Raw genomic sequence first — 16,360 nt, forward strand, 5'->3', positions numbered from 1 at the left:
AGGATGGATGGAGCGTCATGCCCCGGCAACCCGCCTGCTTGGCTGACAGCCGCGGGCAAGCTAGCCTTCGCCCGCCCACGACCGGGCCCGCAGGCGGCTGCAGGTCGGCCGCAACGCCACCCATGATCCACCCTCGAACCACCCAGGATCAGGAACACGATGTCCCACGCCTTCCATCGCATGCTTGTGGAGGAGGTCCTGCGGCCGCTGCGCAATCGCTCGGTCCTGTTCATGCCGAACACCGGCAATGCCGGGGATTCGCTGATCAACCTGGCGACCATGCACTGCCTGGATCGGATGAGCGTGCGGTACAAGGCGGTGGGCAATGGCGCCAAGGTGGATGGGGAGACGGTGCTGCTGGGCGGCGGCGGCAACTTCATCCCGGCCTATGGCACCATCCGCAAGGCCTTCGAGACCTTTCTGGACACGGCGCGGGAGATCATCCTGCTGCCGCACACCATCCGCGGCAATGAGGACCTGCTGCAGCGGATGGGCAGCAATGTCACGCTGATCGCCCGCGACGTGGAAAGCTATCGCCACGCCTCCGAAACCGCGACCAAGGCCCGCGTGCTGCTGGGCCACGACATGGCCTTCCACACGGATGTGGACCGTCTGCTGCACGCGAGCGATGCCGCCCTGCGCTTCCAACCCGCCTTCGAGGAGGCGCTGGCCGCCCGCAAGGTCGACCTCGCCGCGCTGCAGGCGAAGGAGAAGGTCTTCTTCGCCCGCCGCGACGTGGAGCGCGCGGGATCGATCGGCGGCGCGGATGCCGATATCTCGGCCATCTTTGCGCTGGGCACCTGGCCGGGCAAGGCGGAGATCTCCGCCTGGTGCTTCCTGGAGATGATCCGCACCGCCCCGCCCATCGTCTCGGACCGCCTGCATGTCGGCATCGGCGCGGCCCTGCTGGGCAAGGACTGCACGCTGCACGACAACAGCTATGGCAAGAACCTGGGCGTCTGGCGCCACAGCCTGCGGCACCACTTCCCGACGGTGTCCTTTGCCGCGGCGGGCTGAAGGGATCCGGTGATGGAGTTCGGTTTCGCCGTCCTGGCGCATCGCGCGCCGCAGGTCGGCCAGCGCCTGATCCGCCGTCTGCTGCGCCTCGGCGACGTCTACCTGCATGTCGATGCCAAGGTGGGGCTGGAGGATTTCCTTCCCCAGGACATCGAGGGCCTGCCCGGCCGGCTGCACCTGGCGCGGCGCCGCTTCGATATCCGCTGGGGCTCCTTCGCCATGGTGGAGGCGACGCTGGCCCTGCTGGCGGAAATGCGCGCCGCCAAGCCCTATCACCGCATCACCCTGCTGTCCGGCGACAGCTACCCGATCTTCCCCGATGGGCGGATGCGCGAATTCCTGGCCTCCTCCACCGAGGCGATTTCCGCCCGGCCCGTGACCCGCGATGCAAGGCGCAGCCGGACGGAGCGGATCTATGTGCCGGATACGGTGATCGGCGTGCTGAAGTCGCATTTCACCGATCGCTACCTGACGCCCGCCGATGTGCCGGACCTGCTGGCGGCGATCGGGCTGCTGCAGACCCGCACGGAATTCCTGCAGCGCACGCCGGTCCATCTCGGCAGCCAGTGGTGGTCCCTGACCCGCGATGCGCTGGACCAGATCGAGGCCTTCCTGCAGGCCAACCCCGATTTCATCCAGCACTTCCGCTATTCAGCGATTCCGGACGAGAGCTTCTTCCAGACCGCCTTCATGAAGGCGGTGGCCGATCCGAAGAAGCGCACCGATGGCCCGCTGCATATCCGCTGGGACACCAAGCCGCGCCCCTTCGTCTTCCTGCTGCCGGAGCAGATCGTCGACCTGCGCGCCTCGAACAAACCCTTCGTCCGCAAGGTGGCCGAGGAATCGGCCGAGCTGCTGGACCTGCTGGACGCCGAGACCTAGCCCCCCCAGGCGATGAAGGGCCCATTCCGGAAGCCGGCCCCCGCCTTGCCATAGACGAAGGGCGCCCCCTCCGGCGTCTCCACCCGCCCGCCGGCGGCCTCCAGCACCGCCTGGCCGGCGGCGGTGTCCCATTCCATGGTTGGGCCGAAGCGCGGATAGACATCCGCCACCCCCTCCGCCAGCAGGCAGAATTTCAGGGAAGACCCGATGGCGCGATGCTCGCCGATCGGCAGCCGCGCCAAATAGGCCTCGGTCTCCGGGTCCATATGCGACCGGCTGGCCACCGCGGTCCAATCCGCCGCCGGGCGCGGCCGGGCGCGGATCGGCCGCCAGGCGACGCGCTTCGGATCGGCGCCCGGCGGCAGCGCCGCCATCTCCGCCCCCAGGCCCACGGCGCCGCGCCAGATCCGGCCAAGTGCCGGCGCATAGACTACGCCGCCGCTCGGCCGCCCGGCCTCGATCAGCGCGATGTTCACCGTGAATTCGCCGGAAGGCCCCAGGAATTCCCGCGTGCCGTCCAGCGGGTCCACCAGAAGGAAGGTCGCCCCCGGGGGCGGGGCGACGCGCGCCGCATCCTCCTCGGACACCACGGCGATGCCGGGCGCCGCGGCGGGCAGGGCGGCCGCGATCACCGCCTCCGCCGCCAGATCCGCCTCGGTCAGCGGCGAGCCATCCGCCTTGGCCACCACGTCATGCGGCCGGGCGCGGATCTCCACGATGCGCTGCCCGGCCTCGGCGGCAATGGCGGAGAGGCGCGCCAGGAGGGGGCCGTAGTCGATCATTCCAGCGGGGTCCCTGAAGGAGTTCGGCGCATCTTGCCCGGCCGAGGGTGGTCATGGGATAGCCGAAAGGCAAGCAGGGCCAACCGCCACGCGCGCCAGGAGCCGGACGGACCGCCATGGACAGCCACCGCCACGACGCCATCCCGCCGAGCCGCGGCCTGCTGCGCTTCCTGACCTGCGGCTCCGTCGATGACGGCAAATCCACCCTGATCGGCCGGCTGCTCTTCGACAGCCGCCTGATCATGGAGGACACGCTCGCGGCCATTACCAAGGACAGCCGCAAGCACGGCACGGTGGGGGAGGAGGTGGACCTCGCCTTGCTGGTCGATGGGCTGGAGGCGGAGCGCCAGCAGGGCATCACCATCGACGTCGCCTACCGCTTCTTCGCCACGCCCCGCCGCAGCTTCATCGTCGCCGATACGCCGGGGCATGAGCAGTACACGCGCAACATGGCGACGGGCGCCTCCAATTCCGATCTCGCCATCATCCTGTGCGATGCGCGGCGCGGCGTGCTGACGCAGACGCGGCGCCACGCCTATATCTGCTCGCTCCTCGGCATCCGGCATGTCGTGCTGGCCGTGAACAAGATCGACCTGGTGGGGTTCGAGCAGGCCGTCTTCGACCGCATCACCGGCGATTTTGCCACCTTCGCCGCCGGGCTGGGCTTCCATACGCTCACGCCCATCCCGGTCTCCGCCCGCTTCGGCGACAATGTCTCCACCGCCTCCGGCAATACGCCCTGGTATCGCGGCCCGACGCTGGTGGCGCATCTGGAACAGGTGGAGCCGGAGGCTGAGGCGGCGGCGCGGCCCTTCCGCTTCCCCGTGCAATGGGTGAACCGGCCGAACCAGGATTTTCGCGGATTTTCCGGCACCGTCGCCTCCGGCCGCATCGGCCAGGGCGATCCAGTGGTGGTCGCGGCCTCCGGCAAGACGACCACGGTTTCCCGCATCCTGGGCCCGGATGGCGACCAGCCCGCCGCCGTCGCGGGCGATGCCGTGACCCTCTGCCTGGCGGAGGAGGTGGATGTGGCGCGCGGCGATGTCCTCGCCCCGCCCGCGGAACGCCCGGCCGTGACGGACCAGTTCGCGGCCCACATCCTGTGGATGGACGAGGAACCGCTGCTGCCCGGGCGGCAATACCTGATGCGCTCCGGCAATCTCTGGACGCCGGTCTCCGTCACCTCCATCCGCCACCGTGTCGATGTGAATACGCTGGAGCATCAGGCGGCGCGGCGCCTCGATCTCAACGAGATCGGCTTCTGCAACCTCTCGGCCGCCCAGCGCGTGCCGCTCGACCCCTATGCAGAGAACCGGCAGACCGGCGCCTTCGTGCTGGTGGACCGCTTCAGCAACCGCACCGCCGGCGCCGGCATGGTCGCCTTCAGCCTGCGCCGCGCCACCAATATCCACACCGAGGAATTTTTGGTCGACAAGGCCGCCCGTGCGGCGCTGGACCATCAGAAGCCGCTGGCGCTGTGGTTCACCGGCCTGTCCGGCTCCGGCAAGTCCACCATCGCCAAGCTGGTCGAACAGGCGCTGCATGCGGAGGGCCGGCACACCTATACGCTGGACGGCGACAATCTGCGCCACGGGCTGAACCGCGACCTCGGCTTCACCGATGCCGACCGTGTCGAGAACATCCGCCGCGTCGGCGAAGTCGCGAAGCTGTTCGTCGATGCCGGGCTGATCGTCATCTGCTCCTTCATCTCGCCCTTCCGCGCCGAGCGGCAGATGGTGCGGGAGATGATGGGCGCGGGCGAGTTCATCGAGGTCTTCGTCGACACGCCGATCGAGGACTGCATCAGGCGCGACCCCAAGGGTCTCTACGCCAAGGCGCTGGCCGGCACGATCCGCAATTTCACCGGCATCAGCAGCCCCTATGAGGCACCCGAAGCGCCCGAGCTGCGCATCGCCACGCCCGGCCTGACGCCGGAGGAAGCGGCGGCTCAGGTGCTGGCGCATCTGCGACGCGTGCTGGCCGGCTGAACCCATGTCCATGCATCTGCTGTCCGAGGGCCGCGCCCTGGCCTTCCTGCGGGAAGCCGACCTCACCGCCGGGCCCTGCATCTTCGTGCATGTGCCGAAGACCGCCGGCACCTCGCTGCGCGCCGAGCTCGCCGCAATCCTGCCGCCCGACGTCAATATCCATGTCGACTATACCGACACCACGCGCAGCTTCCGCGAGCGCATCGACGAGGCGGTGGAGCGGTTTCTCGACCAGGCGGGCCCCGGCGGCATCCGCTTCGCCTCCGGCCATATCGTCGCACGCCATGTCGCGCGCATCGCCGAACGCCTGCCAGATGCGCGCTTCATCACCATGCTGCGGGACCCGGTGGCGCGGGTGATCTCGGACTATCGCCACCAGCGATCGCCGCGGCAGCCCGGCTTCGAAGCCTTCCGCCAGCGCGTGCCGGATCTCGACGCCTATCTCGCGTTGCGCTGGGAGATGGACAAATCGGCCCTGCACCTGGTGCCGCAGGAGATCCTGGCGCGCGGCGACACGGCGGCCGCGATCCAGCACGTCGCGCGCCGCTTCGCCTTCGTCGGCATCCAGGAAATGTACGACCTGTCCTTCCGCGCCATCACCGCGCTTGCCGGCCGGCAGCAGGCGCCGCAGATCCGGGCCAATGTGAACATGGACGAGGACGGCACGGATGCGGTGGATGCCGCGACCGCCGCGCGCATCCGTGCGCTGAACCCGATGGACACGGCACTCTACGACCACTTCGCCGAGGCGCTGCGCACCGCGACGCCGGCGCTGCGTGCCGTGCTGGGATGACGCCGCTCCAGGCCTTCTTCGCCGGCGACTTTGCGACATGGCGCGCCAGCGCCCATCCGGCGCCGCCGCTCTGGCTCTTCGTGCATGTGCCGAAGACGGCCGGTTCATCGCTGGCCGCCGAGATCGCGACGGATGTCGCGCCCTATCGCAGCCTGCATATCGACCATCTCGACCGCAGCCGCCCGGCGCTCGCCCGTTACGACACCGTCGTGGAACAGGCGCTGGAGGAATTTGAAAAAGCGCCCTTCCGCTTCGCCTCCGGCCATGTGCAGCAGCGCCAGGTGGCGCGGCTGGTGCAGGGCGTTCCGGGGACGCGGCTGTTCACCATGCTGCGCGACCCGGCGGCGCGGCTGGTCTCGGACTATCTGTACCAGCGGTCGGAGATGCATCCCCTGGCCGAGGAGGTGCGCCGCCGCATCCAGGATTTCGACGCCTTCCTGGACCTGCCCGGCCAGCGCAACCGCGCCGCGCGGCACCTGGTGCCGAAGCCGATCCTCGATGCGCAGGACGCCGCCGCCGCCATCGCGCATATCGAGGCGAACTACGCCTTCCTCGGCCTGCAGGAGAGCTATGCGCTGGGTTTTCGGGCGCTGACGGCGCTGCTGGGCGCGCCCCGCGCGCCGGCCGCGCGGCTGCGGGTGAATGCGGCCGCGGCGGCGGAACGGGCGGAAATCGCCGCGCGCCTGTCCGACCCTGCGCTCGCGGCGCGCATCGCGGAGGCCAATGGCCTGGACCTTGCGATCTACCGCTATTTCGGCGCGCGCTGGGATGCCATCGCGCGCCGTCTGGAAAGCTGGCTCGACGGGCTGGGCTGAAGGGCCTCAGCCGGGGCCGACGGTGACGCCGCGCGGGGCGACCGGGCGGCTCGCCTCCACGGCGCTGGCCAGCACGCGGCCACGCTCGCCCCAACCCTCCTGCTCCTCGGGCGGCAGGCCTGCCAGGCGGGCGGCACGGCGAACCAGGGCGGGCAGCACCTCCAGCAGGGCCGCCATCATGGCGCGGTCCTGCGGCGAGGTGAGCTTGGCCATGGCCTCCGCCGTGGCTTCCGTCTCCAGGCGGTAATAGGGGCCGAACTGGTCGCTGCCGCCCTTCGGCCAGGTCTCGAACATGTTCGGCCAGCCCTTGATGCGGCGGAATTCCAGCCCGACGGTGCCGCGCCGATCGAAGAGCTTCAGCCGCACCTCCCGCCAGACGCCCGCCGCCGAGACCAGGCCGGTCAGGCCGAGATCCAGGTGCCGGTAGCTGCCATCGGCATTGGCGGTGTGCTGGTGCAGCTTGATGTCCTGGAAGTCCGATCCGCCCGGCGGCATCTCCGCGGCCAGCACCGGCATGGGGGCGGCAAGCGTCATGGGTGTGGTGGCGGGGGCGGGCGGCGGCAGCGGGCCGCCGGCCTCTCCGCCGGCCAGCGGCGGCTGGGTGGTGGCCGCGCGCGGCGGGGGGCCGGGCAGGCCGGAGGCGGCGGGCGGTACCTCGGCCAGCGGGGCCGGGGCGGCGCCAGGCAGGGGCACGGAAAGCCGCGCGGGCTGCGGTGCCAGGCCAGGTGTCCGCAGCCCGGGCTCCGGCAGCAGGCGCCGCGGCGCCCCGGCGGCGCCGGCCATCAGCGCCAGGGCGGAGACCTCCACCGTCAGCGCCGCCGTGCCGCGGTTGCGCAGCGCGAGGCCCAGAAGCAGCGCGCCGCCGAGGCCCGCCGGCAGCGGCAGGGCGATGCGCAGCGCGCCCGTCGCATCCGGAATCCGCCAGCCGCTGTCCCGCGCCGGGCCTGATTCGGGCCCGGCCGTCAGCGCCACCTGCAGGCCGGTGGCATCGCCCAGCCGGCAGGCGAGCTCGGCCAGCGCCAGGTCGGTGGCGCCGGGCGGCAGGCTGGGCAGACGCAACTGCGCGGTGCCGCCCGGTTCCAGCTCGAGCAGCATGCGCGGCGCCTCGCCGCCCGCCGCCACCATGCGGGATTCGGCGCCTTCCACCACAGCCGCCGCCCAGGCCGCTTCCGGCACCGGCAAGGCGAGCCCGGCGGCGGGGGCGGGCAGGTCGCGCGCGGCCCAGTCGAAGTGGCGCGGCAGCGCCAGGTGGTGCGGCGCCGCCGTCTCCGCCCGCAGGGCGAGCGGCGCCAGCGGCCCGGCGCCGGCGGCCGAGAGCTGCAGGGTCTCATTGGGCGCGACCTCGGCCGCGACTTCCAGCACCGCCTCCGCCGCGCCGGGCGGCGCCGGCTCGGGCAGGTCGAGCGCCAGCCAGCCGGGGGCGAGCGCCGAGCCCGGCACGGTCCAGGCGCCCAGCACCCGCCCCGCGGCCAGCAGCCGCACCCGCAGCAGGCTGGCGGCGCTGGCCTGGACGGCGGCGAGATGCAGCGCCAGGCCACAGAGCCCCTCCGCCGGGCGGCCCAGATGCTGGGTGACGCGGGCGGGCGGCGGCGGCGCCATGGGGGCGGGCGGCAGGTCGATCACCTGCTGCCGGGCGGCAGGCTGGCCCGCGGCCGCGGCCTGCAGCCGCAGCCGCGTGGCCTCCGCCGCGGCCAGCGCCTGCATGGCCAGGGCCAGCAGGCCGGGCAGGGGGTTGCTGCCGGTCACCTGCGGCAGGCCAGGGGGCAGGCCCGCCGCCAGCTCCGCCGCCCCCGCCGCATCCGCGGCCAGGATGGCCAGCGGGCGCAGGCCGGCGGGCAGCGGCTCCGCGGGGCCGTCGCTGGCGCCATCCTGCCGCAGCACCCCCTGCACCGGCCGCAGCACCGCCATCGGCAGGCTCTCCAGCCCCAGCATGCCGGGCGGGGCCACCACGGCAGGCTGCCCGGCGGCCAGGGCGGCGCGCTCGGCCGCGCCGATCAGGAATGCGGTCATGCGGGGGTCTCCGGCGAGGGATCGAGGGGCCGGCGCGTCGCGGCGGCGCGCAGCAGGCCGAGCCATTCGGGCAGGATGCGGTCCCAGGACCGCCGCGCCGCCTCGGCCCGGGCGCGGCCCGCCAGCGCGGCGGCGCCTTCCGGATCGGCCAGCAGGGCGCGCAGCGTGGCGGCGAAGGGCGCGGCCTCCGGCCTCGGCACCAGGCGAGCGAGGTCGGGCGCCGCAGCGCCGAGGCCTTCCAGCGCCGCTTCCGTGGCCACCACGGGGCAGCCGGCGGCGGCGGCCTCCAGGAAGACCAGCGGCATCCCTTCAAGCACCGATGGCAGCACCAGCGCGTCCGCGGCCAGATACCAGGCGGCGGGATCGGCCAGCTGTCCGAGCAGGCGCAGCCGCCCCTCCGGGTCCGCTGCCGCCTGGCGGTCCAGCAGCGGACGCAGCGGGCCGCTGCCGGCGCAGGCCAGCGTCATGCCGGATTCCGTCGCGATGCCGGGCAGCAGATGCGCGCCCTTGCCCTTCTCCAGCCGGCCGACGAACAGGACCAGCGGCGCATCCGCATGCAGGCCGAGCCCGGCGCGCAGCGCGGCGCGGACCATGGCGCGATCGGCCTGCGGCGGCGGCGGTGCGGGATTGTCGATCTGGGCGCAGGCGAGCGGCGGCAGGCCGAAGAACCGCTCCGCCCGCCGCGCACCAGGGGCGGAGACGGCGCACCAGGCGGCGCCTTCCAGCGGCAGATCCTCCACCGCCTCGGCCAGCCCGGCCGGCGCCGCTTCCGGCACCAGGTGCAGCACCACCAGCCGGGGCAGCGCCGCGCCGGCGCGCAGCAAGCCGAGGCCGGCATTGGGCCAGGGCAGGGGGATCAGCAGGATATCGGGGGCGAGGCGCGCGACCAGGGCGGTGGCCGCGGCCTGTTGGCCGGCGATCTCGGCCTCCGTCGGCACGCGGCCGCTCCAGCCGATCGGGGCGGCGCGCAGCGCGGGGGCGGGGCCGTGCGGCAGGCCGGCGGCCAGCTCCGGCAGTAGCGCGGCCTCCGCCGCCAGGGTCACGCGCAGGCCCGGCTGCGCGGCCAGCCGCGCCGCCAGCTGCAGCGTATGGCCCTCGGTGCCGCCGAAACGGGTGGAGGGCAGCAGGATGAGGAGATGGCCCAGGCGGCCGGAAGGCTGCGCGGTCATCCGGCCGCCCTGTCCAGCGCCTGCGGGCTGCGGCCCATCCGACTTCCCGCCCCTGTTGCCAATCCGGCCGATCCCTTAGCCCAGCCCCGCCGATGGCGCCAAGTCAGGCACCAAGGGCGCGAGGGCGCGGCTCCGGGCGGGGGATGCCGCGCGCCAGCCCGGCCAGGCTGCGCATGGCCGGCGCCAGCGCCGCCGGGGCGAAGTGGCGGCGGCCGAAGGCCTGGGCCGCATCGCCCATCCGCGCCCGCGCCGCCGGGTCCAGCACCAGCCCGGCCAGGGCCGCGACGAAGCCTGCGCGGTCCTCGGCCAGTTCATAGGCGGTGCCGGCGCCGCCGCTGATGCCGTAGAGCGCCTCCGCCGTCAGCACGCTGGGCAGGCCGTGGCAGAGGTACTCCACCGTCTTGATCTTCAGCCCGCCGCCGTAGAAGACCGGGTTCACGCCGATATCCAGCGTCGCCAGGAAATCCTCCGGCCGGTTCACCAGGCCATGCGCCACCACCCCTGGCCGGCCCGGCGGCACGGCGGCAGAGACCTGGCCGGCCACATGCAGCTCCGCCCCCAGCGGCGCGATGGCGGGCCAGACCTGGTCCAGCAGCCAGGTCAGCCCGTCCCGGTTCATCGGGCTGTCGCCGCCCAGGAAGCCGATCCGTACCGGGCCTTCGCCGCTGCCGATGGCGCGCGGCATCAGCGGCACGACATGCGGCGCCAGCAGCACCCGGCCGGGCAGCAGGGCCTCCAGCCAGGCGAATTCATCCTGCTGGATCGCCAGCAGCTGGTCGAAGGCCGAGAGGATCTGCAGCTCCTCCTGCACGCTGATCTCGATGAAGTGGCGGCGGCCGAAATGGGCGAAGTTGCGCGCCCGCAGGGACATGATGTCGTGCGTATCCAGCACCTTCAGCACCGGCTGGCTGATCGCGTGGCGCAGATAGGACAGGCGGATGTATTCCAGCACCACCGCATCCGGCGGGTTCTCCGCCAGGTGCCTGGCAAACAGCGGCAGGGCGGAGGCGATGGTGGAGCGCCGCTCGAAGGGCGTCATGCCGCGGGGCAGGATGGCATCCGGCGTGGGCGGCAGCGGACCGGTCGGGAAGATGCGGGACCGGCCGCCCATCAGCTGGCGCGCCTGCGCCTGCTCGGCCTCCGACATGCTGCCCAGGAAGAACAGGTCGAGATCCGTCTCCGACCGCGCGGCGCGGGCGAGCGAGGCGATGCGGGCATGGTTGCCCAGCCGTTCCTCCCAGAAGCGCAGGTCGGTGACCAGCAGGGTGCGCGGCCGCTGCATCGCCAGGCGCAGCTCCGCGGGGCTGGCCAGGTGGCGCGCCTCGGCCGCGACGCGGGTGGCATAGCCCTGCCAAAGCCGGGCCGAGGCCCGGGCCAGCTCCGGCCGCAGCGCCGGCTCCGCCACCAGGCGCTGCACCAGGGCGGCCAGGGCCGGGGCATCGGCCGCGGCCTGGAAGGCGGATTGCGGCGCGAGGCCCGCAAAAGCCTCCGCCGTGCCGGCCACCGGGCGGCCGCGCGCCAGCGCCTCCACCGTCTTGATCTTCAGCCCGGTGCCACCCTCATGCGGGTTCACCACCAGGTCCACCGCGGCATAGAGCTCGTCCGGATCCGGCACGGGGCCGAGCAGAACAAGGCCAGGCTGCGGCGCCAGGTGGCCGGCGGCGCTGCCGGCGATGCGCAGCTCCGCCCCCACCGCGGCCAGGGCCGGCAGGTCGAGTGCCGCCAGGAAGCGGTCCAGCGCGCGGGTGTTCATGGGGTTCGCGCTGCCGAGATAGCCGATGACGAAGCGGCCATCCGGCGCACGCGGCGGCAGGGGCGGGTGCTGGCCGGCCGGGATATGGCCCAGCGTCAGCACGGGCTTGGGGCTGTAGGACGCGAAGGCCTCGCGCTCCTCGTCCTGGATCGACAGCACCAGATCGGCCCTGCCGAAGCCGCGCGCCTCCTCCGCCTCCGTCGTGAAGAAGAAGGAGGGGTTGAGGCCCAGCGCGCGCAGCCGCGCATCACGCCCGCCGAACTGGTCGTGCGTGTCCAGCACCTTCAGCACCGGGGTCGGGAAGCGCAGATGCGGGGCGGGGAAGAAGGTGAAGGCGCGGCTGAGGAAGACGTATTCCACCAGCACCATGTCGAAGCCCGGCCGCCGCGCCGCGAGCCCGACCAGCGCATCCTCCAGCGCCGGCTGGATCCAGTCGTCCAGGCCGAAGCGGCCTTCCGCCAGGCTGGGCTTTTCCAGGCTGCGGTCATGCGGCACCAGGATCAGCTCGTCCCAGGTGTTTCGCATGGATTCAAGATGTTCGGGGGCGACTTTCTCACGGTCCAGCAGGCAGAGCGTGATGCCGTGGCCCGCCGCCTTCAGCCCGGAGAGCACGGCATGGATGCGGGCGCGGTTGCCGGCATCCTGCGGATGGCTCGGCGTGGGGGAGACGACCAGGATTCGCATGGGGCTCGGGCTGTCCGGAGGCGAGGCGCCAGGATAGGGATGGGGCCGCCCGCGGCAAGCGGCCCGCAAGCTAGGCTCGCCGCCGCCGGGGTTGCGGCAGCGGCGCCGCTGGGGCATACCGCGCCCGTCGACCCAAGGCGCAAGCCCGGGGGCGGCAAATTCGCACGCTCTGCACCTTCCGGGGCATACCCCGAGGGTCCGGTCCCCACCCTTCGGTCTGACGGGCGGGGGCGGCAGCGCGGAGGCACAACCGGACCACTGGAAGTAGAAAGGATTTCGCCGATGGCGATGCCCGACGTCACCCTGCGCGGCCTGCTCGAGGCCGGCGTCCACTTCGGCCACCATACCCGCCGCTGGAACCCCCGGATGGCGCCCTACATTTTCGGCGTGCGCAACCAGGTCCATATCCTGGACCTGCAGCAGACCGTGCCGATGATGGACCGCGCGCTGCGCGCCATCCGCGACGTGGTGGCCGCCGGCGGCCGCGTGCTGCTGGTCGGCACCAAGAAGGCGGCGGCCGACTATGTGGCCGAGAGCGCCGCGCGCTGCGGCCAGTATTACGTGAACCACCGCTGGCTGGGCGGCATGCTGACCAACTGGAAGACCATCCAGGGCAGCATCAAGCGCCTGAAGCAGATGGAAGAGCAGCTGGGCGGCAACATCCAGGGCCTGACCAAGAAGGAAGTCCTGATGCTGACGCGGGAGCGCGAGAAGCTCGACCGTGCGCTCGGCGGCATCAAGGACATGGGCGGCCTGCCGGACATCATCTTCGTCATCGACACGGTGAAGGAGAAGCTGGCGATCGAGGAGGCCAACAAGCTCGGCATCCCCGTGGTCGCCGTGGTCGACAGCAATGCGGACCCGATGGGCATCGCCTATCCGATCCCGGGCAATGACGACGCGATCCGCGCCATCCACCTGTATTGCGACATGGTCGCCGGCGCGGTGCTGGACGGCATCTCGGCCGAGCTCGGCTCCTCCGGCGCCGATCTCGGCGCGGCCGAGGAGCTGGTGCCCGAGGCGCTGCCGGATGTCGCCGAGGTGCTGCCCGAGGCGGTCGCCGCCGAGGTTGCGGCCGAGCCGGCCAAGGACGCGCCCGCCGCCTGATGCGCTGGCCCCCGGTGCATCCGGGGGCATCCGGCCGGGCGCTCGCGCCCGGCCATCCGGAAAGAAGCCGCGCTGGGGGACCCCTGGTGCGGCCGTGATTCGATGGGGATGACCGATATGGCCGAGATCACCGCGGCATTGGTGCGCGACCTTCGCGAGAAGACCGGCGCCGGCATGATGGACTGCAAGAAGGCGCTGGTGGAATCCAACGGCGACATGGAAGCGGCCATCGACTGGCTGCGTAAGAAGGGCCTCTCGGCCGCGGCCAAGAAGTCCGGCCGCGTCGCCGCCGAGGGCCTGGTGGGCGTCGCCTCCGGCCCCAATGTCGCCGCCATGGTCGAGGTGAATGCCGAGACCGACTTCGTCGCCCGCAACGACGCCTTCCAGGCCTTCGTGGCCGAGGTGGCGGGCCTGGCCCTGTCCGTGGGCGACGATGTCGAGGCGCTGAAGGCCGCGACCTATCCGGGCACCACGCACTCCACCCAGGAGGAGCTGACCCGCCTGATCGCCACGATCGGCGAGAACATGTCGATCCGCCGCGCCAAGGTGCTGCGCGTGCCCTCCGGCACCGTCGCCACCTATATGCACAATGCGGTGAAGCCCGGCCTCGGCAAGATCGGCGTGCTGGTCGCCCTGCAGGCCGAGAACGAGATCGAGGCGCTGGAGGCGCTCGGCCGCCAGATCGGCATGCATGTGGCCGCGACGCGGCCGGAGGCGCTGGACGTCTCCGCCGTCGACCCCTCGGCACTGGAGCGGGAGAAGGCGGTGCTGCGCGAGCAGGCGGCCGGGTCCGGCAAGAAGCCCGAGATCGTCGAGAAGATGATCGAGGGCCGCATCCGCAAGTACTACGAAGAAGTGGTGCTGCTGGAGCAGGTCTGGGTGCATGACGGCGAGACCCGCGTGAAGGAAGTGGTCAAGAAGGCCGGTGGCCAGCTGACCGGCTTCGCCCGCTTCCATCTGGGCGAGGGCATCGAGAAGGCGGCTAGCGACTTCGCCGCCGAAGTGGCCGCCGCCGCCAAGGGCTGAGGCGCAAGCCCGCCCGCCCCCCCGACCCGGCTGCCTGAAGGGGCGGCCGGGCGGGCGCATACCTGGCGCGAAGTCGGCCGCGCAGCTCCCCCGGCCCGGCTCGCGCCCGGGGCCTGCCGCCACAGGGCTGCTTTCCCTTCGCCTTGCCGCCGCCATGCCGCGGCGACTATGTTCCGCAACGCCAGCCTCCGGATTCCCGAGACCCGATGAGCAGACCTCCGATCTACAAGCGCGTCCTGCTCAAGCTGTCCGGCGAGGCGCTGATGGGCTCGCGGGACTATGGCCTCGACATCGCCGTGCTGAAGGCCATCGCGGAGGATATCCGCGACGTGGTGGAGCTCGGCGTCGAGGTCTGCATGGTGATCGGCGGCGGCAATATCTTTCGGGGCGTCGCCGGGGCCTCGGCAGGGATGGATCGCACCCAGGCGGATGCGATGGGCATGCTGGCCACGGTGATGAACGCGCTGGCCATGCAGAACTGGCTGGAAAAGCTGGGCGTGCCCACCCGGGTCCAGTCCGCCATCCAAATGGCCAGCCTCTGCGAGCCCTTCATCCGCCGCCGCGCCATGCGGCACATGGAGAAGGGAAGGGTGGTGATCTTCGCCGCCGGCACCGGCAACCCCTTCTTCACCACGGACACCGCCGCCGCGCTGCGCGCCAATGAGATGGGCTGCGACGCGCTGCTGAAGGGCACGCAGGTGGATGGCGTCTATTCCGCCGACCCGCGCAAGAACCCCAATGCGGAACGCTACACCACGATCACCTATCTCGATGTCCTGTCCCGCGACCTGGCGGTGATGGACGCCGCCGCCATCAGCCTGGCGCGGGAGAACAAGCTGCCGATCGTCGTGTTCAACATTCACGAGCCTGGTGCCTTCACCGCCGTCATGCGGGGCGAGGGGAAGTTCACCACCGTGGTCGATCCATAAGGGATAGCTGGCATGGCCGCTGACTTCGCCGAGTACAAGCGCGAGCTGCAGCGCCGCATGGACGGCGCGCTGGAGACGCTCAAGAAGGAATTCCAGGGCCTGCGCACCGGCCGCGCCAGCCCGGCGCTGCTGGAGCCGATCCGCGTCGAAGCCTATGGCAATGTGCAGCCGTTGGTGCAGGTCTCCAATATCTCGGTGGCCGGGCCCGGCCTGCTCTCGGTCCAGGTCTGGGACAAGTCCGTGGTGAAGGCGGTGGAGATCGCCATCCGCGATTCCGGCCTCGGCCTGAACCCGCAGACGGAGGGCCAGGTGATCCGCGTGCCGCTGCCGCCGCTGACCACGGAACGGCGCAACGACCTTGTGAAGACCGCCGGCAAATATGCCGAGGCCAGCAAGGTTGCCATGCGCGGCGTTCGGCGCGATGCGATGGAGACGGTCAAGGCCTGGGAGAAGGACAAGAAGTCCGAGGTCAGCCAGGACGACGTGAAGCGTTGGACGGATGAGATCCAGAAGATGACCGACCAGAGCATCAAGGCCGTGGATGCCACCCTGGCGGAGAAGGAAAAGGACATCCGGACAAGCTGATGGCACGCGAGGCGGCCTGGATCGTCGGGGGATGAGCGCTGCGACGAAGCCGCTGGATGGCGCGGCGGCGCGCGACCTGCCGCAGGGCGCCGCCCCGGCTCGCACCGGGTGCGAGGGCGGGCCGCCACGGCATATCGGCATCATCATGGACGGCAACGGCCGCTGGGCCAGCGCCCGCGGCCTGCCGCGGGCCCTCGGCCACAAGGCGGGAGCCGAGGCGGTGCGCCGGACCATCGAAGCCGCGGCCCAGTCCGGCGTCAGCTGGCTGACGCTGTTCGCCTTCTCCTCCGAGAACTGGCAGCGCCCGGCCGAGGAGGTGCGCGACCTGACCGGGCTGATGCGCATGTATCTGCGCTCCGAGGTCGGGACCCTGGCGCGGGAAGGCATCAGGCTCCGTGTGATCGGGGAGCGGGAGCGCTTCGGCGCGGAAACCGTGCAGGCCATTGCGGCGGCGGAAGCGGCCACGGCACATGGCACCCGGCTGAACCTGAACGTCGCCGTGTCCTACGGCGGGCGGGCGGAGATCCTGGCCGCGGCGAAGGATATCGCGCGGCGCGTCGCCGCCGGCACGCTGGATGCGGAAAAGGTGGACATGGCCGAATTCGCCGGCCGGCTTTCCACCGCCGGCATGCCCGACCCGGACCTGATCATCCGCACCAGCGGGGAGCAGCGCCTGTCCAACTTCCTGCTCTGGCAGGCGGCCTATGCCGAATTCGTCTTCCAGGACGTGCTCTGGCCGGATTACGACGCCGCGCATCTGGCGGAAGCGATTGCCGAATTCTGCCGCCGCGAACGCCGCTACGGCCTGCGGGTCGCGTGA

At 71.9% G+C, this 16,360-nt stretch carries 14 protein-coding genes; 10 read left to right on the forward strand and 4 right to left on the reverse strand.

Annotated elements, in window-relative coordinates:
* Window positions 1-159: 159 nt before the first annotated feature.
* Window positions 160-1,017, forward strand: coding sequence for a polysaccharide pyruvyl transferase family protein (locus J3S20_RS09650; RefSeq protein WP_216836216.1), 858 nt, complete (start codon window positions 160-162; stop codon window positions 1,015-1,017).
* A 12-nt stretch (window positions 1,018-1,029) separates the two neighbouring features.
* A complete protein-coding gene (locus J3S20_RS09655) occupies window positions 1,030-1,899 on the forward strand; it encodes a beta-1,6-N-acetylglucosaminyltransferase (RefSeq protein ID WP_216836217.1) in 870 nt (289 codons plus the stop codon).
* Here J3S20_RS09655 and cysQ read toward each other — a convergent pair.
* A complete protein-coding gene (gene cysQ / locus J3S20_RS09660; protein ID WP_216836218.1) occupies window positions 1,896-2,681 on the reverse strand; it encodes a 3'(2'),5'-bisphosphate nucleotidase CysQ in 786 nt (261 codons plus the stop codon). The two genes, J3S20_RS09655 and cysQ, sit on opposite strands and share 4 nt — an antisense overlap.
* Before the next feature lie 116 nt (window positions 2,682-2,797).
* Between cysQ and cysN the strand changes: the two genes are divergently transcribed.
* Genes cysN through J3S20_RS09675 form a run of 3 tightly spaced genes read left to right on the forward strand, consistent with a single transcriptional unit; the run spans window position 2,798 to window position 6,277 of the window.
* Complete coding sequence (cysN, locus tag J3S20_RS09665; protein WP_216836219.1) at window positions 2,798-4,669, forward strand: sulfate adenylyltransferase subunit CysN; 1,872 nt, start codon at window positions 2,798-2,800, stop codon at window positions 4,667-4,669.
* Window positions 4,670-4,673: 4 nt separating this feature from the next.
* On the forward strand, window positions 4,674-5,462 hold the full coding sequence (locus J3S20_RS09670) for a sulfotransferase (RefSeq protein ID WP_216836220.1): 789 nt from the start codon (window positions 4,674-4,676) through the stop codon (window positions 5,460-5,462).
* Window positions 5,459-6,277 (forward strand): sulfotransferase family 2 domain-containing protein, encoded by an 819-nt coding sequence (locus tag J3S20_RS09675; protein ID WP_216836221.1) that lies wholly within the window; start codon window positions 5,459-5,461, stop codon window positions 6,275-6,277. Before J3S20_RS09670 ends, J3S20_RS09675 begins: the two co-directional genes overlap by 4 nt.
* Before the next feature lie 6 nt (window positions 6,278-6,283).
* On the opposite strand, the gene J3S20_RS09680 is transcribed toward J3S20_RS09675, so the two are convergent.
* From J3S20_RS09680 to J3S20_RS09690, 3 genes are all read right to left on the reverse strand, one after another.
* Window positions 6,284-8,287, reverse strand: coding sequence for a DUF6212 domain-containing protein (locus J3S20_RS09680; RefSeq protein WP_216836222.1), 2,004 nt, complete (start codon window positions 8,285-8,287; stop codon window positions 6,284-6,286).
* Window positions 8,284-9,456 (reverse strand): glycosyltransferase family 4 protein, encoded by a 1,173-nt coding sequence (locus tag J3S20_RS09685; RefSeq protein WP_216836223.1) that lies wholly within the window; start codon window positions 9,454-9,456, stop codon window positions 8,284-8,286. The genes J3S20_RS09680 and J3S20_RS09685 overlap by 4 nt, the downstream gene beginning before the upstream one ends.
* 103 nt (window positions 9,457-9,559) lie before the next feature.
* On the reverse strand, window positions 9,560-11,893 hold the full coding sequence (locus J3S20_RS09690) for a glycosyltransferase (protein ID WP_216836224.1): 2,334 nt from the start codon (window positions 11,891-11,893) through the stop codon (window positions 9,560-9,562).
* 282 nt (window positions 11,894-12,175) lie between these two features.
* On the opposite strand from J3S20_RS09690, the gene rpsB reads away from it, so the two are divergent.
* The 5 genes from rpsB to uppS all read left to right on the forward strand — a co-directional run bounded on the left by rpsB (window position 12,176) and on the right by uppS (window position 16,360).
* Window positions 12,176-13,000: a 30S ribosomal protein S2 gene (gene rpsB / locus J3S20_RS09695; protein WP_216836225.1), complete on the forward strand. Its 825-nt coding sequence runs from the start codon at window positions 12,176-12,178 to the stop codon at window positions 12,998-13,000.
* A gap of 117 nt (window positions 13,001-13,117) precedes the next feature.
* Window positions 13,118-14,026, forward strand: a complete 909-nt coding sequence (tsf, locus tag J3S20_RS09700) for a translation elongation factor Ts (RefSeq protein WP_216836226.1) — start codon at window positions 13,118-13,120, stop codon at window positions 14,024-14,026.
* Between the two features lie 206 nt (window positions 14,027-14,232).
* Window positions 14,233-14,955 carry a UMP kinase gene (pyrH, locus tag J3S20_RS09705; protein ID WP_216836227.1) on the forward strand — a complete coding sequence of 241 codons (723 nt, stop codon included), beginning with the start codon at window positions 14,233-14,235 and terminating at the stop codon, window positions 14,953-14,955.
* Window positions 14,956-14,967: 12 nt separating this feature from the next.
* Entirely contained in the window at window positions 14,968-15,540 is a 573-nt protein-coding gene (frr, locus tag J3S20_RS09710; protein WP_216836228.1) for a ribosome recycling factor, read from the forward strand.
* A gap of 31 nt (window positions 15,541-15,571) precedes the next feature.
* Window positions 15,572-16,360 (forward strand): polyprenyl diphosphate synthase, encoded by a 789-nt coding sequence (gene uppS / locus J3S20_RS09715; RefSeq protein ID WP_216836229.1) that lies wholly within the window; start codon window positions 15,572-15,574, stop codon window positions 16,358-16,360.

Origin of the sequence: Falsiroseomonas tokyonensis, assembly GCF_019024325.1 — a bacterium.
Lineage (GTDB): Bacteria > Pseudomonadota > Alphaproteobacteria > Acetobacterales > Acetobacteraceae > Falsiroseomonas > Falsiroseomonas tokyonensis.